This window comes from Streptococcus oralis SK610 (assembly GCF_000257455.1).
In the GTDB taxonomy this organism is placed as follows: Bacteria; Bacillota; Bacilli; order Lactobacillales; family Streptococcaceae; genus Streptococcus; species Streptococcus oralis_CB.
This window is the reverse complement of record NZ_AJKQ01000025.1, coordinates 1-19,877: the sequence shown is the minus strand read 5'-3', so window position 1 is coordinate 19,877 and position 19,877 is coordinate 1. Positions and strand designations below refer to the sequence as shown.

Genomic DNA, 19,877 nt, shown 5'->3' with positions numbered 1-19,877 from the left:
TCTTTTTTTGAAAAAGAAGTGAAAATCCATCTTTTTTCAAATGATATATTGACAAAAGCTAACTTTTCTTGTAGAATAATAAAAAATAAAATACCAACACCGAATGAAGTTTAATAGAAGTGGAGAAAGGTTTGTTTTCCATGACTGTAAATGGACGGAACTCTGGAGAGACCGTAAAGGCACCGAAGGGGCAAGGCAGGTAACTGCTCAAACTCTCAGGTAAAAGGACAGAGCTAGGATAGACCGCTTTTTGGCATTTATCTAAGCATTCCAGAGTACATGTATCTTGCATGTGCTCTTTCTTTTGGGGTTGAAAGATAGGAGAAGGATATGTTAGAATTGCTAAAAGCGCTTGATGCTTTTGTTTGGGGGCCTCCCCTCTTGATCTTATTGGTCGGAACGGGTATCTATTTGACCATCCGACTGGGCCTTTTGCAGGTTACTCGTCTCCCTAAGGCCTTTCAGTTGATCTTTACCAAGGACAAGGGGCACGGCGATGTGTCGAGCTTTGCTGCTCTCTGTACGGCTCTAGCAGCCACCGTTGGTACGGGAAATATCATCGGGGTCGCAACAGCCATTAAGGTTGGGGGACCAGGAGCCCTCTTTTGGATGTGGATGGCAGCCTTTTTTGGGATGGCGACCAAGTATGCCGAAGGCTTACTTGCCATCAAATACCGTACTAAGGATGCAAATGGAGCTGTAGCTGGAGGACCCATGCATTACATCCTTTTGGGGATGGGAGAAAAGTGGCGTCCACTTGCTATCTTCTTTGCCCTAGCGGGTGTATTGGTAGCCCTTCTAGGGATAGGTACCTTTACCCAAGTCAATTCGATTACAGAATCCATTCAAAATACAGCCCAAGTTGATCCAGCCATCACGGCTCTGATTTTATCCATTTTTGTAGGGATTGCCGTCTTTGGTGGCCTCAAATCCATTTCAAAAGTTTCGACAGCAGTGGTTCCTTTTATGGCTATTGTCTATATTCTGGGAACTCTTACAGTTATTCTCTTTAATATCGAGAAAATCCCTGCTACATTTGCCCTCATCTTTACTTCAGCCTTTAGTCCAGCTGCTGCGGTAGGTGGTTTTGCAGGTGCCAGCATTCGGATGGCTATCCAGAATGGTGTGGCGCGAGGAGTCTTTTCTAACGAATCTGGTCTTGGTTCTGCTCCCATTGCAGCGGCTGCAGCTAAGACAAATGAGCCTGTTGAGCAAGGCTTGATTTCTATGACAGGAACCTTTATTGATACGTTGATTATCTGTACTCTGACAGGTCTGACAATCTTGGTAACTGGGGTTTGGAGTGGTGATTTGAATGGAGTTGCCTTGACTCAGTCAGCCTTCTCAACAGTTTTTTCACACTTTGGACCTGCCCTCTTGACCATCTTCCTTGTACTCTTTGCCTTTACGACGATTCTAGGATGGAACTACTACGGAGAACGCTGTTTTGAGTTTCTCTTTGGTGTTCGTTTTATCTGGCTCTATCGTGTAGTCTTTGTAGTCATGGTCTTGTTGGGAGGATTTATCGAGTTGGATATGGTTTGGATTATCGCAGATATCGTCAATGCCTTAATGGCTCTACCAAACTTGATTGCTCTCTTAGTCTTGTCGCCAGTCGTCATTGCTGAGACGAAAAAGTATTTTAAACACTAACCCAATCACACTTTTAGTGTGATTTTTTCATTTCATAAACATTTTCTATCATGGCAATTGAAAATATATATTATCCAAAAAAGAAATTCTATGATAGACTAAATGACAATAAAATGAAAAGAGGTTTCTTATGACAACATTTACCATTCACACAGTAGAATCAGCACCAGCAGAAGTGAAAGAAGTTCTTGAAACAGTACAAAAAGATAACAATGGCTATATTCCCAACCTAATCGGTCTCTTGGCCAATGCCCCAACCGCGCTTGAAGCCTACCGAACTGTCGGAGCCATCAACCGTCGCAACAGCCTGACACCCGTTGAGCGTGAAGTGGTGCAAATCACAGCTGCCGTAACCAATGGTTGTGCTTTCTGCGTCGCAGGTCACACAGCCTTTTCAATCAAACAAATCCAGATGAATGATGATCTTCTTCAAGCCCTCCGCAACCGTACCCCAATCGAGACAGACCCAAAACTAGACACTCTAGCTAAGTTTACCTTGGCAATCATCAATACCAAAGGGCGCGTAGGAGATGAAGCCTTGACTGAATTTTTGGAAGCTGGCTACACACAACAAAATGCCTTGGATGTGGTTCTCGGTGTTAGTCTTGCCAGCCTCTGCAACTATGCTAACAACCTAGCCAATACCCCTATTAACCCAGAATTACAACCTTATGCCTAGTTCGAATCAGAAAGAAAAAATGAAGACTGAGTAATCCAGTCTTCATTTTTCTATGCTATTTTAAGCGCTTTTATGCTATACTAATAATAACATGATTATTGGAGGCTCGGATGAAAAAGTTCCCCTTGGTATTTTCTGGCTGTTTACTAGGCTTAGCAGGTGCAGGAAATCTGATTGCAGATACTTGGCCAGTTCTGTCGCATTTATTGAGTCTGACTGGTCTAGTGTTGTGGATTTTCTTTCTTGTTGTTCATCTTTTTAATTGGGAGGAAACCAAGAAAGAATTGACCAGGCCCCCTCTTTTATCTGGGATGGCCACTTTTCCTATGGCTGGGATGATTTTATCGACCTATGTCTTTCGCGTATTCCCTGCTCTTCCTTTGCTAGCACAAGGGATCTGGTGGTTTTCATTTCTCTTGGATTTAGTTTTGATTGCTACTTTTACCATCAAATTTGCCTGTCCAGGTCGGAGGGTCAATGCGACTCCTAGCTGGACGGTACTCTATGTGGGGATAGCAGTAGCAGCCTTGACCTATCCTCTGGTAGGCATTATTGAGATTGCCTATGCGACCTTGAGTTTTGGTTTTGTCTTGACCTTCTATCTCTATCCGCTTATTTATAGCGATTTAAAGAAAGATCCACTCCCAGTGGCCTTGCTTGGACAGGAAGGAATCTACTGTGCTCCCTTTTCCCTACTCTTAGCTTCTCTAGTTCGAGTTGGAGGAGCAGGCCTACCGACTTGGCTCTTGATTGTCATGATTTTGGCATCTCAGTCCTTCTTTTTCTTTGTGTTGACTCGCCTGCCCAATATTTTAAAACAAGGCTTTCAACCAGCCTTCTCAGCCCTCACCTTCCCAACCATTATCACAGCTACTTCGCTCAAGATGGCTCAGGGGATCTTGAAACTTCCATTTCTGGATTATCTGGTATTGGCTGAAACTGCTATTTGCCTCACTATTTTATTCTTCGTATTGGGTGCTTATCTGATTTGGTTACGAAAAAAGGTCTAGCTAGAAATAGCTAGGCCTTATTTTTATGGTTTGATAACTTCAGCTCCACCCATATATGGACGAAGAGCTTCTGGAATGGTTACAGAACCATCTGCGTTTTGATAGTTTTCAAGAATGGCAGCCACTGTACGTCCAACTGCAAGTCCAGAACCATTCAAAGTGTGAAGGAGTTTCACCTTGCCATCTGCTTCATCACGGTAACGGATTTGGGCACGACGGGCTTGGAAATCTTCTGTATTTGAACAGCTTGAGATTTCGCGGTAGGTATCTTGCGCAGGAATCCAAACTTCCAAGTCGTAAGTCTTAGCAGCTGAGAAGCCCATATCTCCAGTAGAGAGGGCAACGACACGGTATGGAAGGTTGAGCTTTTGAAGGATATTTTCAGCGTTAGCTGTCATTTTTTCCAATTCTTCATAAGATTCTTCTGGTTTGGCAAATTTGACCATTTCAACCTTGTGGAATTGGTGTAGACGAATCAAGCCACGTGTATCACGACCAGCAGAACCAGCTTCAGAACGGAATGATGGACTCATAGCGGTAAAGTAGATTGGTAGGTCTTTACCGTCAAGGATTTCATCACGGTAGTAGTTTGTCAAAGGCACTTCAGCTGTAGGGATGAGGACATAACTAGTGTCTTTCAATTCAAAAGTATCTTCCTTGAATTTTGGATATTGACCTGTACCGAACATAGAGTCATGGTTAACCATGTAAGGCGTGATGACTTCAGTATAACCCTCTTTACCATGCTCATCCAACATGAAGTTGTAGATAGCACGTTCCAAACGAGCCCCAAGACCTTTATAGAAGAGGAAACGAGCGCCCGTTACCTTACCACCGCGTTCCCAGTCAAGGATACCCAAGTCTTCACCAAGATCCCAGTGAGCTTTTGGTTCGAAGTCAAACTCGCGTGGGCTACCCCAACGGCGGACTTCCACATTGTCATCTTCATCAGCCCCAACAGGAACACTGTCAGCTGGGATATTTGGAAGAGTAGTGGTAAATTCTGTTAATTTAGCATCGATTTCTGCCAATTCAGCATCCAAGGCTTTGACTTCAGCAGATAGGGTTTGCATTGCAGCAATCTTGTCATCGGCATTTTCCTTGTTGCGCTTAGCTTGGGCAATCTCAGCAGAAACTGTGTTACGTTCTGCTTTGAGAGTTTCAACCTTGACCAAGATGTCACGACGTTTAGCATCGATTTCTTTCATCTCATTTAAGATAGCAGCATCTACACCACGTGTAGCTAATTTTTCAGCGACAGCCTCAAAATCTGTGCGAATACGTTTAATATCTAACATAAGAACTCCTTTATGAAAAAAGCACACCTGACAAAGTGTTGGAGTGGCAGGGCCACGGTTCCATCCAACTTCACAGGTGTGCACTTGATTGTATATATAATTGTGAACAACGGTAGAATTTCACCTATCCCTCCTATCTGCTCGCAGCACCCGCAGACTTTCTGAAAGAAAGAGATAACCTACTTATCCGTTGCTATGATTATACTAAAGTTTTTACTTTTTTGCAAATAGATTTTTAAGTTTTTGTCCAATGGTCTGGAGTAGAGTCGGAAGTTTCACAACCTTGTCATTGCCAAGTTTTTCCCGAGCGATTTTGAGGATAGCTCCAGAGTCTTTTGAGGCAAAGAGGAATTTACCTTGATCGGTAAAGACTTCAAAGTGACGGCTGATCTTGCGACCACTTACGTTGGCTCCGATTTGCTGAATGCTGGACCAGGGGATTTGGATATATTGTTCGACATTGACGTCAGGATAAAACTCTAAGGCTTGATCCCCAACTAAAAATTTTCCGACTTTTCCAGAGATGGAGAGGTAAGATGTCCCAGTGGTTTGGAGGTCAATGACTTGATTGAGAGATTGGGCCATGATTAGTCTTCCTTATTTTCATCGAAAAAGGCATGATAGAGAGCTTTAATAGCGGCTTTCTCTTGCTCTTTATTGACAACAAACATGATGGAAACTTCACTTGAACCTTGGGACATCATCTGGATGTTGATTTTATTTTCAGACAAAGCACGTGTTGCAGTAGCAGTTACCCCGATATGGCTCTTCATCTTTTCTCCGACAATCATAATGATTGAAAGGTCATGTTCGATTTCAGCATGGTCCACTTCAGCCTTTTGAACGAGTTGACGTAGAATTTCTTCTTCTTTGATAGGAGTCAATTCGCGGGAGCGGAGGATGATTGAAAGATCGTCGATACCTGTAGGCATGTGTTCCCAACCGATATTGAGGTCCTCAAGGATTTGCAGAACCTTGCGACCAAACCCAACTTCGCGGTTCATGAGGTATTTTGACATGTTGATGCTGACGAATCCTGAGTCACCCGCAATCCCGACTACTGGGAATTTATCACTGCTGTGTTCTAAAACAATGCGTGTTCCGGGGTGGTCAGGGTTGTTGGTATTCTTGATGACAAGAGGAATTTTTCCTCGGTAGGCAGGAAGAAGGGCTTCGTCATGAAGGACTGAAAATCCAGCATATGCCAACTCACGCATTTCACGGTAGGTTAATTCAGGAATGGAGTGTGGTTGGTGGATAATACCAGGATGGGCAGCAAAGATACCATCTACGTCTGTAAAGTTTTCATAGAGATCAGCCTTAACACCTGCTGCAATGATAGAACCTGTAATATCTGAACCTCCACGTGAAAAAGTACAGATTTGATTTTCCTTAGTCACACCAAAGAAACCAGGGATAACAAGGACTTCGTTGCTATCAGCCAAGCCTTCAATCTTGTCATAACTAGATGGAATGATACGTGCGTTTCCTGGTTCACTTGTGACAACAATCCCAGCTTCTCTTGGGTGAACATAGCGTGCATCAATGCCGTTTTGGTTAAAGTAGGCTGCAATCAATTTGGCATTGTTATTTTCTCCAGCCGCTAGGAAGGTATCATAGAGAAATTCATTGTCCTCTATAGGAAGAGTTGCCAAGGCACGAATACTTTTAGAGATTTTTTCTAAAACAGCAGGTTTTAACCCTAGTTCACTAACCATAGCGGCATAACGGTCAATGATCCAGCTTTGGCTAGCACTGATGTCATTTCCAGCCACATAGTCGCGATAGTATTTAATCAAGGCATCAGTTACCTTGGTATCTTCAGCATTGCGTTTTCCGGGTGCAGAAACAACTACAAAACGGCGTTCTTTATCACTTTTAACGATATTTAAGACTTTTTCTAACTGACCAGCAGAGGCAAGCGAGCTTCCACCAAATTTTACAACCTTCATAAGGACTCCTCAAGTAAGTATTTTATACGATTATAGCAGAAAGAGGGGCATTTTTCAATGACGAAAATAACTTCCTATTATAATAGAAGAAAACACTAACTTATTCTGAAAAGCGATAACGGTTTAAAAGTAAGAGTGTCAAATTTTACTCACACTCATAAATGATGGGTGAATAATCAGCTGAGACACTTTCCTTTAGTTTTTCCTTGCCTCTTTATCCAAAAAAAGGTATACTTTGATGATAAAACAATTTTATTGCCTTATAAAAGAAAAGGAGAAACTATGAATCATATCTTATATCAGATCGTAGATGATCTGGCTATCATTACTTTGAATCGTCCCGAAGTGGCAAATGGTTTCCATATCCCAATGTGTGAGGAGATTTTAGAAGCTTTGACTCTAGCGGAGCAGGATCAAGCTGTGCAGTTCATCTTGATTAATGCTAATGGGAAGGTCTTTTCAGTTGGGGGAGACTTGGTTGAGATGAAACGAGCAGTAGATGAAGATGATATCCCTTCTTTGAATAAGATTGCAGAATTAGTCAATACAATTTCTTTTAAAATCAAGCAAATTCCTAAACCTGTTTTGATGGAGGTAGATGGAGCGGTTGCTGGTGCTGCAGCAAATATGGCAGTAGCAGTCGATTTTTGTTTGGCGACTGACAAGGCAAAATTTATTCAAGCCTTTGTCGGAGTTGGCTTGGCGCCAGACGCTGGTGGGATTCATCTCTTGAGTCGTAGTATCGGGGTAACACGGGCTGCACAACTTGCTATGACAGGTGAAGCCTTGACTGCTGAAAAAGCGCTAGAATGGGGCGTGGTATACCGTGTTTGTGAAGTTGACAAATTAGAAAAAACAAGAGAACAAGTTTTGAAAAAATTAAGAAGAGGTTCAGCAAACTCATACGCAGCGATTAAAAAGCTAGTTTGGGAAAGTCAATTTAAGGATTGGCAGAATTATGCTGAATTAGAATTGGAATTACAAGAATCGTTATCTTTAACTGAAGATTTTAAAGAAGGAGTTCGAGCGCATTCTGAAAGAAGAAGACCAAAATTTTCAGGAAAATAAAAAAATACTTGCATAATTTTTTGAAGTTTGTTATACTTTTTCTATCAAATGCTTTGATTGTGAAAGTTTTTTAGAGGGAGGGAAACGATTTGGACTACCAACAAGTAAATGATTATCTAACATCTATTTTTAATAATGTCCTTGTGATCGAGGAGGTTAGCTTACGAGGTAGTCGATTCAAAGACATCTCCATCAAAGAAATGCACACGATTGATGTGATTGGGAAGTTCCCGGAGGCAACGCCAAGTAAGGTTTCAAAAGAACTGATGGTAACTCTTGGGACAGTGACGACGAGTTTGAATAACCTGGAGAGAAAAGGTTATATTGAGCGTATTCGTTCTGACCAAGACCGTCGCGTGGTCTATCTGCATTTGACAAAGCAAGGTCGTTTGGTTCACCGTCTTCATAAACGATTCCACAAGGCTATGGTCGAAAAAATCATCGATGGCATGAGTCCTGAGGAAAAAGAAGTCATGGGCAGAGGCTTAACGAACCTTTATCAATTTTTGGAGGATTTGAAATAATGGCTTTTGCAAAAATAAGCCAGGTTGCTCATTATGTTCCAGAGCAAGTGGTCACTAATCATGACTTAGCCCAAATAATGGACACAAGCGATGAGTGGATTTCAAGTCGGACAGGAATTAAACAGAGACATATCTCAAAAACAGAGTCTACAAGTGATTTGGCGACAGAAGTAGCTAAGAGCTTGTTGGCTAAAGGGAGCTTAACAGCGGATCAGATTGATTTTATTATTGTAGCGACGATTACTCCAGACTCGATGATGCCTTCCACAGCAGCTCGAGTTCAGGCAAATATCGGATCGCATAGAGCTTTCGCCTTTGATCTGACAGCAGCTTGTAGTGGCTTTGTATTCGCTCTCTCAACTGCAGAAAAGTTTTTAAGTTCTGGACAGTTCAAAAAAGGGATTGTTATCGGGGCTGAGACCTTATCCAAGGCAGTTGATTGGTCAGATCGTTCGACAGCTGTTCTCTTTGGGGATGGCGCTGGTGGGGTTCTCTTGGAAGCGAGCGAAACACGTCACTTCCTTGTGGAAAGTCTCTATACGGATGGCTCTCGGAGCGAGTGTTTGACCTATGGTCAAACGGCTTTGGCTTCTCCTTTCTCGGATCAAGAAGCAGTTCCTGCTTTTTTGAAAATGGATGGACGAGCAGTTTTTGATTTTGCAAATCGTGATGTTGCTAGATCGATCAAAGAAACCATTGAAAATGGTCCAATCGCAGCATCGGAATTGGATTATCTCTTGCTTCATCAGGCAAATATCCGCATTTTGGATAAGATGGCTAAGAAGATCGGTGTTGACCGAGACAAACTTCCAGCCAATATGATGGAGTATGGGAATACCAGTGCAGCAAGTATCCCGATTTTGCTCTCAGAGTGTGTGGAGAATGGCATGATTCGTTTAGATGGTAGCCAGACGATTCTCCTATCAGGCTTCGGTGGAGGTTTGACATGGGGCACACTCATTCTTACAATCTAGGTAATCATGTGGTAAACACATAGTTATAAATTTTTTATATTTTAAAGGAGTCCTATCATGGCAGTATTTGAAAAAGTACAAGAAATTATCGTTGAAGAACTTGGGAAAGACGCATCAGAAGTAACACTTGAATCTACTTTTGATGATTTGGATGCAGATTCATTGGACTTGTTCCAAGTAATCTCTGAAATCGAAGATGCTTTTGATATCCAAATCGAAGCAGAAGATAATTTGAAAACAGTTGGTGACTTGGTTGCCTACGTTGAAGAGCAAACAAAATAATTAACATATTACTAGAAGGAGTAGGGGAAACCCACTCCCTCTTGTTTAGGTAATAGTTTGAAACTCAAATGATAAACTCGTCGAACTATTACGTAAGCAAGGAATGATGGAGGCACTATGAAAACACGTATTACAGAATTATTGAACATTGATTATCCTATTTTTCAAGGAGGAATGGCCTGGGTTGCAGACGGTGACTTGGCTGGTGCAGTATCAAAAGCTGGTGGTCTAGGAATCATCGGTGGTGGGAATGCACCTAAAGAGGTCGTAAAGGCTAATATCGATAAAATCAAATCACTTACGGACAAACCTTTTGGTGTCAACATCATGCTCTTGTCACCTTTTGTAGAAGACATCGTTGATCTCGTGATTGAAGAAGGGGTCAAGGTGGTTACAACTGGTGCAGGAAATCCAAGTAAATACATGACTCGTTTCCATGATGCAGGAATTACAGTTATTCCTGTTGTTCCAAGTGTTGCTTTAGCAAAACGCATGGAAAAAATTGGTGCAGATGCAGTTATTGCAGAGGGAATGGAAGCCGGTGGACATATTGGTAAATTAACAACCATGACCTTGGTTCGCCAAGTTGCTGCAGCCGTTTCAATTCCGGTTATCGCAGCTGGAGGAATTGCCGACGGTGAAGGTGTCGCTGCAGGCTTTATGCTTGGTGCAGATGCTGTTCAAGTTGGTACGCGTTTCGTAGTAGCTAAGGAATCTAACGCTCATCCAAAATACAAGGAAAAAATCTTAAAAGCGCGTGATATCGATACGACTATTTCAGCTCAACATTTTGGACATGCTGTTCGCGCCATTAAAAATCAGTTGACTCGTGACTTTGAACAGGCTGAAAAGGATGCCTTTAAACAAGAAGATCCAGATTTAGAAATCTTTGAACAAATGGGAGCTGGTGCTCTTGCTAAAGCCGTTGTTCATGGAGATGTAGAAGGTGGATCCGTCATGGCAGGTCAGATTGCTGGTTTGGTTTCTAAAGAGGAAACTGTCGAAGAAATCCTAAAAGATCTATACTATGGTGCAGCCAAAAAAATTCAAGAAGAAGCCTCTCGTTGGGCAGGAGTTGTAAGAAATGACTAAAACAGCCTTTCTATTTGCAGGTCAAGGTGCTCAGTATCTAGGAATGGGGCGAGATCTCTATGATCGCTACCCTATCGTCAAGGAAACAATTGACCAAGCCAGTCAGATTTTGGGTTATGACCTACGTGACTTGATTGATAAGGAAGAAACCAAGCTAAACCAGACTCGTTATACGCAGCCAGCTATTTTAGCGACTTCGGTTGCTATTTACCGACTATTGAAAGAAAAGGGTTATCAGCCGGATATGGTAGCAGGATTGTCTCTTGGGGAATATTCTGCTCTTGTAGCAAGTGGTGCCTTGGACTTCGAAGAGGCAGTTGCCTTGGTTGCTAAGCGTGGTGCTTATATGGAAGAGGCTGCACCTGCAGGATCTGGAAAGATGGTAGCCGTTCTTAATACTCCAGTTGAAGTGATTGAGGAAGTTTGTGAAACAGCCTCTAAAGTTGGAGTAGTGACTCCAGCTAACTACAACACCCCAAGCCAAATCGTTATCGGTGGTGAGGTGGCTGCGGTTGACCGCGCCGTTGAACTCTTGCAGGAAGCAGGAGCAAAACGATTGATTCCTTTAAATGTATCTGGTCCTTTCCATACAGCTCTTCTTGAGCCAGCCAGTCAGCAACTAGCTGGAGCTCTTGAAGGAGTGAGTTTCTCTGACTTTACTTGTCCACTAGTCGGCAATACGGAAGCTACTGTTATGGAAAAAGGTCGAATCCAAGAGCTTTTGACGCGTCAGGTCAAAGAACCTGTTCGTTTTTATGAAAGTATTGCTGTGATGCAGGATGCTGGGGTAACCAACTTTATTGAAATTGGTCCGGGTAAGGTCCTATCAGGCTTTGTCAAAAAAATCGATAAAACAGCTCAGCTAGCTAACGTTGAAGACCAAGCAAGCTTGGATACTTTGTTAGGAAACTAATGATCCCTTCTCCCACAAAATACAACAGGAAATAGGAGAAATAGAATGCAACTTACAAACAAAAATGTCTTTGTAACAGGTTCAAGTCGTGGTATCGGACTTGCCATTGCTCACAAATTTGCTCAACTAGGCGCTAATGTAGTTTTGAATAGTCGTGGAGCAATCTCAGAAGAATTGCTGGCTGAGTTTTCAAACTACGGTGTCAAAGTAGTACCGATCTCAGGTGATGTTTCAGACTTTGCAGATGCAAAACGCATGGTGGAAAAAGCAATCGCAGAACTTGGTTCGGTTGATGTCTTGGTCAACAATGCTGGGATTACTCAGGATACTCTCATGCTTAAGATGACCGAGGAAGACTTTGAAAAAGTGATTAAGATCAACTTGACAGGTGCCTTCAACATGACGCAAGCTGTCTTGAAACAGATGATTAAGGCGCGTGAAGGTGCGATTATCAATATGTCCAGTGTGGTTGGTCTGATGGGAAATATCGGACAAGCCAACTATGCAGCTTCTAAAGCGGGTTTGATTGGGTTTACCAAGTCAGTAGCACGTGAAGTTGCCAATCGTAATGTGCGCGTAAATGCTCTTGCACCAGGAATGATCGAGTCAGATATGACAGCTGTTTTGTCTGATAAGGTCAAGGAAGCGACATTGGCACAAATCCCAATGAAACAGTTCGGTCAAGCAGAACATATCGCAGATGCTACAGTGTTCCTGGCTGGACAGGATTATTTGACTGGACAAGTTCTCGCTGTTGATGGCGGACTTAGCATGTAAAAAATAAGGAAAGATATAGGTAAGACAGATGAAACTAAATCGAGTTGTAGTAACAGGTTACGGATTGACCTCTCCTATCGGAAATACTCCAGAAGAATTTTGGAACAGTTTGCAAACTGGGAAGATTGGAATTGGAGAAATCACTAAGTTTGACCACAGCGAATTTGCTGTGCACAATGCGGCAGAAGTTCAAGATTTCCCATTTGATAAATACTTTGTCAAAAAAGATACCAACCGTTTTGACAACTATTCTTTGTATGCCTTGTATGCGGCTCAAGAAGCGGTGACAAACGCAAATCTTGATGTAGAAGCAATCGATAAAGTTCGCTTTGGTGTCATCGTGGCTTCTGGTATTGGGGGAATTAAAGAAATCGAAGATCAGGTTATCCGTCTTCATGAAAAAGGTCCAAAACGTGTTAAACCAATGACACTTCCAAAAGCCTTGCCAAATATGGCTTCAGGAAATGTTGCTATGCGTTTCGGAGCAAACGGTATCTGTAAATCAATCAATACAGCCTGTGCCTCATCAAACGATGCCATTGGGGATGCCTTCCGTTCTATCAAGTTTGGTTTCCAAGATGTCATGTTAGTTGGTGGATCAGAATCATCTATCACTCCTTTTGCTATCGCTGGTTTCCAAGCTTTGACCGCCCTATCAACTACAGAGGATCCAACTCGTGCTTCTATCCCATTTGACAAAGACCGTAATGGTTTTGTGATGGGAGAAGGTTCAGGGATGTTGGTTCTTGAAAGCCTTGAACATGCTGAAAAACGTGGTGCAACTATCCTGGCTGAAGTAGTTGGCTATGGTAATACCTGTGATGCTTACCATATGACTTCACCTCATCCAGAAGGTCAAGGTGCGATTAAGGCTATGAAGTTGGCTTTGGAAGAAGCAGAAATTTCTCCAGAGCAAGTAGCTTACGTCAATGCCCACGGAACTTCAACTCCTGCTAATGAAAAAGGAGAAAGTGGTGCGATCGTAGCTGTCCTTGGTAAAGAAGTACCTGTATCTTCAACAAAGTCCTTTACAGGACACTTGCTTGGTGCTGCAGGGGCAGTAGAAGCCATCGCTACAATTGAAGCCATGCGTCATAACTATGTACCAATGACAGCTGGAACAAGCGAGTTATCAGACTATATCGAAGCGAATGTCGTTTATGGACAAGGCTTGGAACAGGAAATCCCTTATGCTATTTCAAACACTTTTGGTTTTGGTGGACACAATGCGGTTCTTGCTTTCAAACGTTGGGAGAATAAATAATTATGAATTTAAATGAGATCAAGGACTTGATGGCTCAATTTGACCAATCAAGTTTGAGAGAATTTTCTTATAAAAACGGAACGGACGAATTGCAGTTCAGTAAGAATGAAGCAAGAATGGCTTCTGAAGCACCAGCTCAAGTTGCTCCAGTGCCAACTGCAGTAGCTGCAAGTCCAGTAGTTTCTGCCCCTTCAACTCCAGTAGAGAGTTCTGTGGAAGAAGCTCCAGCACCAGCTGAAACGACGGTTGCTCCGGAGGGTGATGTTGTTGAGAGCCCACTTGTAGGGGTGGCTTACTTGGCCGCTGGACCAGATAAACCTGCCTTTGTCACAGTTGGAGACAGTGTTAAAAAAGGTCAGACTTTGGTGATCATTGAAGCCATGAAAGTCATGAATGAAATTCCTGCACCTAAAGATGGTGTGGTGACAGAAATTCTCGTTTCAAATGAAGAAATGGTTGAGTTCGGTAAAGGATTGGTACGCATCAAATGATCGATATTCAAGGAATCAAAGAAGCTCTACCCCATCGCTACCCCATGCTCCTAGTGGATCGTGTCTTGGAAGTGAGCGAGGATACCATTGTTGCCATTAAAAATGTGACCATCAACGAACCTTTCTTCAATGGTCATTTTCCTCAATACCCAGTTATGCCTGGTGTTCTGATTATGGAAGCCTTGGCACAGACTGCGGGTGTCTTGGAATTGTCTAAACCTGAAAATAAAGGGAAACTGGTCTTCTACGCTGGCATGGACAAGGTTAAGTTTAAGAAGCAAGTTGTACCAGGTGATCAATTAGTCATGACGGCTACCTTTGTAAAACGTCGTGGTACGATTGCCGTGGTTGAAGCAAAGGCTGAAGTAGATGGCAAGCTTGCAGCGAGTGGTACTCTTACCTTTGCAATTGGAAACTAAGGAGGTTCTCCATGTTTCGTAAAATTTTGATTGCCAACCGTGGTGAGATTGCGGTTCGCATTATCCGAGCTGCGCGTGAATTGGGCATTGCGACCGTAGCAGTTTATTCAACTGCTGATAAGGAAGCTCTTCACACTCTCCTAGCGGATGAAGCTATCTGCATAGGACCTGGTAAGGCGACAGAGTCTTATCTCAATATCAATGCGATTTTATCGGCTGCAGTCTTGACAGAGGCAGAAGCCATCCACCCAGGTTTTGGTTTTCTTAGCGAGAATTCTAAGTTTGCCACTATGTGTGATGAAGTGGGAATTAAGTTCATCGGTCCTTCTGGAGCTGTAATGGATACCATGGGAGATAAGATCAATGCGCGTGAGCAAATGATCAAGGCTGGAGTTCCTGTTATCCCTGGCTCTGATGGTGAAGTTCATACGGCTGAAGAGGCCCTGGCAGTTGCAGAAAAGATTGGCTACCCAGTCATGCTTAAGGCATCGGCAGGTGGTGGTGGAAAAGGGATTCGTAAGGTTGAAAAGGCGGAAGACTTGGTCGCAGCTTTTGAGACAGCATCCAGTGAAGCCAAGGCCAATTTTGGAAATGGCGCTATGTATCTTGAGCGTGTGATTTATCCAGCTCGTCATATCGAAGTTCAGATTCTTGCTGACCAAGAGGGACACGTCATCCACCTAGGAGAACGGGATTGTTCTCTTCAACGAAATAACCAAAAGGTCCTAGAAGAAAGCCCGTCCATCGCGATTGGCAAAACCCTTCGTCATGAAATTGGTTCTGCGGCCGTTCGTGCAGCGGAGTCTGTTGGCTATGAAAATGCAGGGACGATTGAATTTCTTCTCGATGAAGCGAGTGGTAATTTCTACTTCATGGAAATGAATACTCGTGTGCAAGTTGAACACCCAGTCACAGAGTTTGTTTCAGGTGTTGATATCGTGAAGGAACAGATTCGCATTGCTGCCGGGCAACCTTTACCTTTCAAACAAGAAGATATTGTCCTACGAGGTCATGCTATCGAGTGTCGAATCAATGCGGAAAATCCAGCATTTAACTTTGCTCCAAGCCCAGGGAAAATCACTAACCTCTACCTACCAAGTGGTGGAGTTGGCTTGCGCGTGGACTCAGCAGTTTATCCAGGTTATACCATTCCCCCTTACTATGATAGTATGATTGCTAAAATCATTGTTCATGGGGAGAATCGTTTTGATGCTCTTATGAAGATGCAACGGGCACTTTATGAACTTGATATTGAAGGAGTGCAAACCAATGCAGACTTCCAGTTGGATCTGATTTCAGACCGCCGAGTTATCGCTGGTGACTACGATACTTCCTTCTTGATGGAAACTTTCTTGCCAAAATACCAAGAAAAAGAATAGACTTTCAAACAGTATGAGAACTAAAAGGGGGAGTTATGGCTCTATTTAGTAAAAAGGATAAGTATATTCGGATCAATCCTAACCGTTCCGTAAGGCAGAAACCACAAGCCAAACCTGAGGTTCCGGATGAACTCTTCTCCCAGTGTCCTGGTTGTAAACACACCATTTACCAAAAGGATCTTGGGAGCGAACGAATTTGTCCCCATTGTAGCTATACTTTCCGTATTTCAGCTCAGGAACGCTTGGATTTGACGATTGATTCTGGTAGCTTTGTGGAGATGTTTACAGGTATTGAAACTCAAGATCCATTAAACTTTCCTGGCTATCAGAAAAAACTTGCAACAATGCGTGAAAAGACAGGTTTGGATGAAGCCGTACTAACTGGTACAGCTAGCATCAAGGGACAAAAAGTTGCCCTTGGGATCATGGATTCAAACTTTATCATGGCTTCTATGGGAACCGTTGTGGGTGAAAAAATCACGCGCTTGTTTGAGTATGCAACGGTAGAAAACTTGCCAGTCGTTCTCTTTACAGCTTCTGGTGGAGCCCGTATGCAAGAAGGAATCATGAGTTTGATGCAGATGGCTAAGATTTCTGCGGCAGTTCAACGTCATTCCAAGGTAGGTCTTTTTTACCTAACTATTTTAACCGATCCGACAACAGGTGGGGTGACCGCTTCTTTTGCTATGGAAGGGGATATTATCCTAGCGGAACCACAGAGTTTGGTTGGTTTTGCTGGACGTCGTGTTATCGAAAATACAGTTCGTGAGACCTTGCCGGATGACTTCCAAAAGGCAGAATTTCTGCTTGAACATGGATTTGTTGATGCAATTGTCAAACGGAGAGAATTGCCTGAAACAATTGCTAAATTAGTGAGATTGCATGGAGGAAGTCGCGGATGAATATTGCAAAAATAGTCAGAGAGGCACGCGAGCAGAGTCGCTTGACTGCACTTGATTTTGCCAATGGAATCTTTGACGAGTTTATCGAATTGCATGGAGATCGCTCTTTCCGCGATGATGGTGCGGTTATCGGTGGAATTGGCTGGTTAGGTGACCAAGCGGTAACTGTCGTTGGTATCCAAAAGGGAAAAAGTCTTCATGACAACCTCAAACGAAATTTTGGGCAACCCCATCCAGAAGGCTATCGCAAGGCTCTTCGTTTGATGAAACAGGCAGAAAAATTTGGTCGTCCAGTTGTAACCTTCATCAACACTGCTGGAGCTTACCCAGGTGTTGGAGCTGAGGAACGTGGACAAGGGGAAGCAATCGCCCGAAACCTGATGGAAATGAGTGATCTCAAGGTTCCAATCATCGCGATTATTATCGGTGAAGGTGGATCTGGTGGGGCCCTAGCTCTAGCCGTAGCTAATCGTGTCTGGATGTTAGAAAACTCAATCTACGCCGTACTTAGCCCTGAAGGCTTTGCCTCTATCCTTTGGAAGGATGGAAGTCGTGCTATGGAAGCAGCGGAATTGATGAAAATCACTTCACACGAACTTCTAGAAATGGGAATCGTAGACAAGGTAATCTCAGAGGCAGGACTGTCAAGTAAAGAACTGCTAGATTGCGTTAAAAATGAATTGCGTGCAGAACTAGATAGGTTGAAAGAACTACCACTCGACCAACTTATCGAAGAACGTTACCAACGCTTTAGAAAATACTAAGAAAATTTAAAAGCTAGAACAATTTGTTCTAGCTATTTTGATAATAGAGCATGGATAAATATGAATACTCTAGATAAATAAGAAAATAATCAATGATATATCCTCTATATTGCCCTAATAGAGAGTTTACCATTAGGAGAGAAAGAATGAAAAAGACAATACATTTAGGAATCTGTATGATTTTAATGTTCCTGTACATTTATTTAACGCCATTAGGAGCTATAACTCTAGCTAGAACCTTTGGTTTAGGAATGGACAGCTATATAATCTTCCTAGTTGGAGAAGTGTTACTTATTTTCTTTCTATTCATTTGGTGGTTGAAAAAGAAGAAGATGCTCTTTATCTTCGAGAAAAAGGGTTGGCGCTGGTCTTATCTCGCTTTCTTAGTGGCTAGCTTTCTTATCTATTCTTTTTTAAATGGATTTAGAATGCAGAATATTCGATTGATTGACCATAGCTTTATTTTCCAAGACCTTCTTTCAGAACTATACTTAAACGGAAGAGAAACGACTCTATCAAGTCTTGTATTTTTAATCTTTAACATTTCGATTGTACCTGTTGTTGAGGAGACAATCTATAGAGGTTATTTTATGAATACCTTCTTTCCGAAGTCGGAGTTTTATTTGGATGTGATCTTGTCTTCTTTCATCTTCGGGCTCAGTCACTTAGTTCTATCCCATCGTGACCCCATCAGTCTCATCATTTATAGTATTCTTGGTCTTCTATTTGCAGTTGTTTATCGAGTTACGGGTAGTCTTCGGTTTACCATTGTTTGTCATAGTTTCTATAATGCAATTCCCTATGCTCCGTCGATCTTATTTTATATCTATTATTTGAATTTTAGATAGTAGGAAGTTAGGAGATAAAGAAAAAAGAGTTTGATATTTGTCAAACACTTTTTCTAATTTAATGGGAAGATAGAGAAATCTCTTTTATCAATTTCTTATTTCTCAATGAGTAAAGCTACCATTTAGGGTGAAAAATTGACAGTTGAGGAGATAGACTATAAAATAGACAAAAAGATGTGTACTGTAGATGTAAGCTTACAAAAATTTATTTTAAGGAGCTACTTGATAGGACAGGTACAGAAACATTTACAGTTCTTTCATCTGAGGACTTAGAACAAGTTTCAGGTGGTGGCATGATTTGGGAAATGTACCAATAGAACAGATTTGTCATAAAGTATATCCTTTATGTTGGGAGTTTATAGAGGATATGTTGGAAATGTTTTATAGATGTCACAGTTTATTTTATTAGTTATTCTTTCTCTATAACAGATGCATCTAAGGATGCCTTAATAAAAACAACAGATGCAATTGGCGATGGCTTAAAAACAATAGGAGGGTGGTTTAGTTAATGGCAAAGATAAATAGAAAAAATAAAGCAAAGATTACTGATATAGAAAGAGAAAGATACCACGGGCCTTTGATTACAGATGGTGTTAGTTTAGTTTATATTAAGTTATATCCATGGATTGGTTTGGCATTAAGCGGTTTTATGTATTTGGTTGGAAGTTATGAAGATAATCTAGGTATCTTTAAAGGGCTTTCTTTGTTTTGCGGTGTTGTGAATATACTTGGCATTATCATTTCTTTTATTCCCTATTTAATAAATGCATGGAAGGCTTTAACATATTATTTAATAGCCCTCACAGTGTTAAGCTTAGTGATAGGTTTAGATTTTATTGGTTTGTTAATGGTTATTTCAGACGGCAATCCTATAGGAGCCAAGGTGATATATCAAGCCCCCCTCACTCCATTTTATGTTATCTTTATATTACTTCTTTTTATCTTTGCATGCGGTCTTTATGCTTGGTATTATCTGCCAAAGAATCGGGGGAAAGTCTGGGCCTTTAATCAAGTAAAAGGGGGAAGTAGAAAGAAAACATGGTGGAATAATTTTGCCGTAGCTTTTGCTGGGGCAACAATCATTCCCACCCTCCTAACAGGTCATATTCAGATTGCTTTTGGTGTTTTATTGGGAATTTTATTTACTTTGACCCTGCCAGCTGTAATAGTAGATGCGGTTTATGCAGCTATTTATATAAGAAAGCACCCTGATAGCGATGAATTAGTTTAAAGATAAGAACAATTAAGAAAGCAGTAAAGAAATATGGAAATAAGACCTAAAAAGTTAGTTCTTCATAATCAGTTTGGTTATGAAGAAGGTGGGTTGGGAAGTGTACCAGTCGAACAGATTTGTCATAAAGTATATCCCTTATGTTGGGAGTTTATAGAGGATATGTTAGATATGGTTTTTTCAGATGGCCCAGTATATTTTAAGAGTTATCCTTTTGGGGATAAAAAAACGATTTCTATTTTTACAACATTTGGAAATGCATATACCAAAATAGATAGATATAATGGACCCCCTAACTATTTGCCACTTGAATCCATTTCAAGTGGTTTTCTTTTGCTTTTCTCATCTTCTCAAGGT

21 protein-coding genes, 2 pseudogenes and 1 riboswitch are annotated in these 19,877 nt (G+C 41.8%); of the genes and pseudogenes, 20 read left to right on the top strand and 3 right to left on the bottom strand.

Annotation, left to right across the window (positions count from 1 at the left end; all coding sequences use genetic code 11):
• Positions 1 to 152: 152 nt before the first annotated feature.
• A riboswitch (glycine riboswitch) is annotated at positions 153 to 241 on the top strand.
• Between the two features lie 89 nt (positions 242 to 330).
• The 3 genes from HMPREF1115_RS09400 to HMPREF1115_RS09390 all read left to right on the top strand — a co-directional run bounded on the left by HMPREF1115_RS09400 (position 331) and on the right by HMPREF1115_RS09390 (position 3,342).
• Entirely contained in the window at positions 331 to 1,653 is a 1,323-nt protein-coding gene (locus HMPREF1115_RS09400) for an alanine/glycine:cation symporter family protein (RefSeq protein ID WP_000891453.1), read from the top strand.
• 130 nt (positions 1,654 to 1,783) lie between these two features.
• Positions 1,784 to 2,332, top strand: coding sequence for a carboxymuconolactone decarboxylase family protein (locus HMPREF1115_RS09395; RefSeq protein ID WP_000206772.1), 549 nt, complete (start codon positions 1,784 to 1,786; stop codon positions 2,330 to 2,332).
• Positions 2,333 to 2,442: 110 nt separating this feature from the next.
• Positions 2,443 to 3,342 (top strand): TDT family transporter, encoded by a 900-nt coding sequence (locus HMPREF1115_RS09390; RefSeq protein ID WP_000714446.1) that lies wholly within the window; start codon positions 2,443 to 2,445, stop codon positions 3,340 to 3,342.
• A 23-nt stretch (positions 3,343 to 3,365) separates the two neighbouring features.
• Here HMPREF1115_RS09390 and serS read toward each other — a convergent pair whose 3' ends face one another.
• The 3 genes from serS to HMPREF1115_RS09375 form a co-directional block, all read right to left on the bottom strand.
• Positions 3,366 to 4,640 (bottom strand): serine--tRNA ligase, encoded by a 1,275-nt coding sequence (gene serS, locus HMPREF1115_RS09385; protein ID WP_000884244.1) that lies wholly within the window; start codon positions 4,638 to 4,640, stop codon positions 3,366 to 3,368.
• A gap of 213 nt (positions 4,641 to 4,853) precedes the next feature.
• Positions 4,854 to 5,225 (bottom strand): DUF956 family protein, encoded by a 372-nt coding sequence (locus tag HMPREF1115_RS09380; RefSeq protein ID WP_000079379.1) that lies wholly within the window; start codon positions 5,223 to 5,225, stop codon positions 4,854 to 4,856.
• Between the two features lie 2 nt (positions 5,226 to 5,227).
• Positions 5,228 to 6,592, bottom strand: a complete 1,365-nt coding sequence (locus tag HMPREF1115_RS09375) for an aspartate kinase (RefSeq protein ID WP_000869632.1) — start codon at positions 6,590 to 6,592, stop codon at positions 5,228 to 5,230.
• A 282-nt stretch (positions 6,593 to 6,874) separates the two neighbouring features.
• On the opposite strand from HMPREF1115_RS09375, the gene HMPREF1115_RS09370 reads away from it, so the two are divergent.
• The 17 genes and pseudogenes from HMPREF1115_RS09370 to HMPREF1115_RS0102220 form a co-directional block, all read left to right on the top strand.
• Complete coding sequence (locus HMPREF1115_RS09370; RefSeq protein WP_001015586.1) at positions 6,875 to 7,660, top strand: enoyl-CoA hydratase; 786 nt, start codon at positions 6,875 to 6,877, stop codon at positions 7,658 to 7,660.
• Positions 7,661 to 7,749: 89 nt separating this feature from the next.
• A complete protein-coding gene (fabT, locus tag HMPREF1115_RS09365) occupies positions 7,750 to 8,184 on the top strand; it encodes a fatty acid biosynthesis transcriptional regulator FabT (protein ID WP_000386338.1) in 435 nt (144 codons plus the stop codon).
• Entirely contained in the window at positions 8,184 to 9,158 is a 975-nt protein-coding gene (locus tag HMPREF1115_RS09360) for a beta-ketoacyl-ACP synthase III (RefSeq protein ID WP_000852974.1), read from the top strand. Before fabT ends, HMPREF1115_RS09360 begins: the two co-directional genes overlap by 1 nt.
• A gap of 57 nt (positions 9,159 to 9,215) precedes the next feature.
• A complete protein-coding gene (locus tag HMPREF1115_RS09355) occupies positions 9,216 to 9,440 on the top strand; it encodes an acyl carrier protein (protein ID WP_000257840.1) in 225 nt (74 codons plus the stop codon).
• A 117-nt stretch (positions 9,441 to 9,557) separates the two neighbouring features.
• The gene (gene fabK, locus HMPREF1115_RS09350; protein ID WP_000857450.1) at positions 9,558 to 10,532 is read left to right on the top strand and encodes an enoyl-[acyl-carrier-protein] reductase FabK; all 975 of its coding nucleotides are present in this window, start codon (positions 9,558 to 9,560) and stop codon (positions 10,530 to 10,532) included.
• Complete coding sequence (fabD, locus tag HMPREF1115_RS09345) at positions 10,525 to 11,445, top strand: ACP S-malonyltransferase (protein WP_000167643.1); 921 nt, start codon at positions 10,525 to 10,527, stop codon at positions 11,443 to 11,445. Before fabK ends, fabD begins: the two co-directional genes overlap by 8 nt.
• 45 nt (positions 11,446 to 11,490) lie before the next feature.
• Positions 11,491 to 12,222: a 3-oxoacyl-[acyl-carrier-protein] reductase gene (gene fabG, locus HMPREF1115_RS09340; RefSeq protein WP_001177616.1), complete on the top strand. Its 732-nt coding sequence runs from the start codon at positions 11,491 to 11,493 to the stop codon at positions 12,220 to 12,222.
• A 28-nt stretch (positions 12,223 to 12,250) separates the two neighbouring features.
• The gene (gene fabF / locus HMPREF1115_RS09335) at positions 12,251 to 13,486 is read left to right on the top strand and encodes a beta-ketoacyl-ACP synthase II (protein ID WP_000774054.1); all 1,236 of its coding nucleotides are present in this window, start codon (positions 12,251 to 12,253) and stop codon (positions 13,484 to 13,486) included.
• 2 nt (positions 13,487 to 13,488) lie between these two features.
• On the top strand, positions 13,489 to 13,977 hold the full coding sequence (accB, locus tag HMPREF1115_RS09330) for an acetyl-CoA carboxylase biotin carboxyl carrier protein (RefSeq protein WP_001052302.1): 489 nt from the start codon (positions 13,489 to 13,491) through the stop codon (positions 13,975 to 13,977).
• A complete protein-coding gene (gene fabZ / locus HMPREF1115_RS09325) occupies positions 13,974 to 14,396 on the top strand; it encodes a 3-hydroxyacyl-ACP dehydratase FabZ (protein ID WP_000565515.1) in 423 nt (140 codons plus the stop codon). The genes accB and fabZ overlap by 4 nt, the downstream gene beginning before the upstream one ends.
• A gap of 11 nt (positions 14,397 to 14,407) precedes the next feature.
• Complete coding sequence (gene accC, locus HMPREF1115_RS09320; RefSeq protein WP_000488661.1) at positions 14,408 to 15,775, top strand: acetyl-CoA carboxylase biotin carboxylase subunit; 1,368 nt, start codon at positions 14,408 to 14,410, stop codon at positions 15,773 to 15,775.
• 35 nt (positions 15,776 to 15,810) lie between these two features.
• The gene (gene accD / locus HMPREF1115_RS09315) at positions 15,811 to 16,677 is read left to right on the top strand and encodes an acetyl-CoA carboxylase, carboxyltransferase subunit beta (protein WP_001173380.1); all 867 of its coding nucleotides are present in this window, start codon (positions 15,811 to 15,813) and stop codon (positions 16,675 to 16,677) included.
• Positions 16,674 to 17,441 carry an acetyl-CoA carboxylase carboxyl transferase subunit alpha gene (locus tag HMPREF1115_RS09310; protein ID WP_001017370.1) on the top strand — a complete coding sequence of 256 codons (768 nt, stop codon included), beginning with the start codon at positions 16,674 to 16,676 and terminating at the stop codon, positions 17,439 to 17,441. Before accD ends, HMPREF1115_RS09310 begins: the two co-directional genes overlap by 4 nt.
• A 146-nt stretch (positions 17,442 to 17,587) precedes the next feature.
• The gene (locus tag HMPREF1115_RS09305; RefSeq protein WP_000750956.1) at positions 17,588 to 18,289 is read left to right on the top strand and encodes a CPBP family intramembrane glutamic endopeptidase; all 702 of its coding nucleotides are present in this window, start codon (positions 17,588 to 17,590) and stop codon (positions 18,287 to 18,289) included.
• Positions 18,290 to 18,492: 203 nt separating this feature from the next.
• A pseudogene (locus tag HMPREF1115_RS12305) lies at positions 18,493 to 18,594 on the top strand (bacteriocin); the annotation flags it as partial.
• 203 nt (positions 18,595 to 18,797) lie between these two features.
• The gene (locus HMPREF1115_RS09295; RefSeq protein ID WP_001062952.1) at positions 18,798 to 19,520 is read left to right on the top strand and encodes a hypothetical protein; all 723 of its coding nucleotides are present in this window, start codon (positions 18,798 to 18,800) and stop codon (positions 19,518 to 19,520) included.
• 33 nt (positions 19,521 to 19,553) lie between these two features.
• A pseudogene (locus HMPREF1115_RS0102220) lies at positions 19,554 to 19,877 on the top strand (hypothetical protein); the annotation flags it as partial.

Coding starts and splice junctions, on each gene's coding strand:
- fabF (WP_000774054.1), top strand. CDS start 12,251: ATGAAACTAAATCGAGTTGTAGTAACAGGTTACGGATTGACCTCTCCT.
- fabD (WP_000167643.1), top strand. CDS start 10,525: ATGACTAAAACAGCCTTTCTATTTGCAGGTCAAGGTGCTCAGTATCTA.
- accB (WP_001052302.1), top strand. CDS start 13,489: ATGAATTTAAATGAGATCAAGGACTTGATGGCTCAATTTGACCAATCA.
- fabG (WP_001177616.1), top strand. CDS start 11,491: ATGCAACTTACAAACAAAAATGTCTTTGTAACAGGTTCAAGTCGTGGT.
- HMPREF1115_RS09305 (WP_000750956.1), top strand. CDS start 17,588: ATGAAAAAGACAATACATTTAGGAATCTGTATGATTTTAATGTTCCTG.
- serS (WP_000884244.1), bottom strand. CDS start 4,640: ATGTTAGATATTAAACGTATTCGCACAGATTTTGAGGCTGTCGCTGAA.
- HMPREF1115_RS09375 (WP_000869632.1), bottom strand. CDS start 6,592: ATGAAGGTTGTAAAATTTGGTGGAAGCTCGCTTGCCTCTGCTGGTCAG.
- HMPREF1115_RS09360 (WP_000852974.1), top strand. CDS start 8,184: ATGGCTTTTGCAAAAATAAGCCAGGTTGCTCATTATGTTCCAGAGCAA.
- HMPREF1115_RS09395 (WP_000206772.1), top strand. CDS start 1,784: ATGACAACATTTACCATTCACACAGTAGAATCAGCACCAGCAGAAGTG.
- HMPREF1115_RS09370 (WP_001015586.1), top strand. CDS start 6,875: ATGAATCATATCTTATATCAGATCGTAGATGATCTGGCTATCATTACT.
- HMPREF1115_RS09390 (WP_000714446.1), top strand. CDS start 2,443: ATGAAAAAGTTCCCCTTGGTATTTTCTGGCTGTTTACTAGGCTTAGCA.
- HMPREF1115_RS09295 (WP_001062952.1), top strand. CDS start 18,798: ATGGCAAAGATAAATAGAAAAAATAAAGCAAAGATTACTGATATAGAA.
- HMPREF1115_RS09355 (WP_000257840.1), top strand. CDS start 9,216: ATGGCAGTATTTGAAAAAGTACAAGAAATTATCGTTGAAGAACTTGGG.
- accC (WP_000488661.1), top strand. CDS start 14,408: ATGTTTCGTAAAATTTTGATTGCCAACCGTGGTGAGATTGCGGTTCGC.
- HMPREF1115_RS09310 (WP_001017370.1), top strand. CDS start 16,674: ATGAATATTGCAAAAATAGTCAGAGAGGCACGCGAGCAGAGTCGCTTG.
- HMPREF1115_RS09400 (WP_000891453.1), top strand. CDS start 331: ATGTTAGAATTGCTAAAAGCGCTTGATGCTTTTGTTTGGGGGCCTCCC.
- accD (WP_001173380.1), top strand. CDS start 15,811: ATGGCTCTATTTAGTAAAAAGGATAAGTATATTCGGATCAATCCTAAC.
- HMPREF1115_RS09380 (WP_000079379.1), bottom strand. CDS start 5,225: ATGGCCCAATCTCTCAATCAAGTCATTGACCTCCAAACCACTGGGACA.
- fabK (WP_000857450.1), top strand. CDS start 9,558: ATGAAAACACGTATTACAGAATTATTGAACATTGATTATCCTATTTTT.
- fabZ (WP_000565515.1), top strand. CDS start 13,974: ATGATCGATATTCAAGGAATCAAAGAAGCTCTACCCCATCGCTACCCC.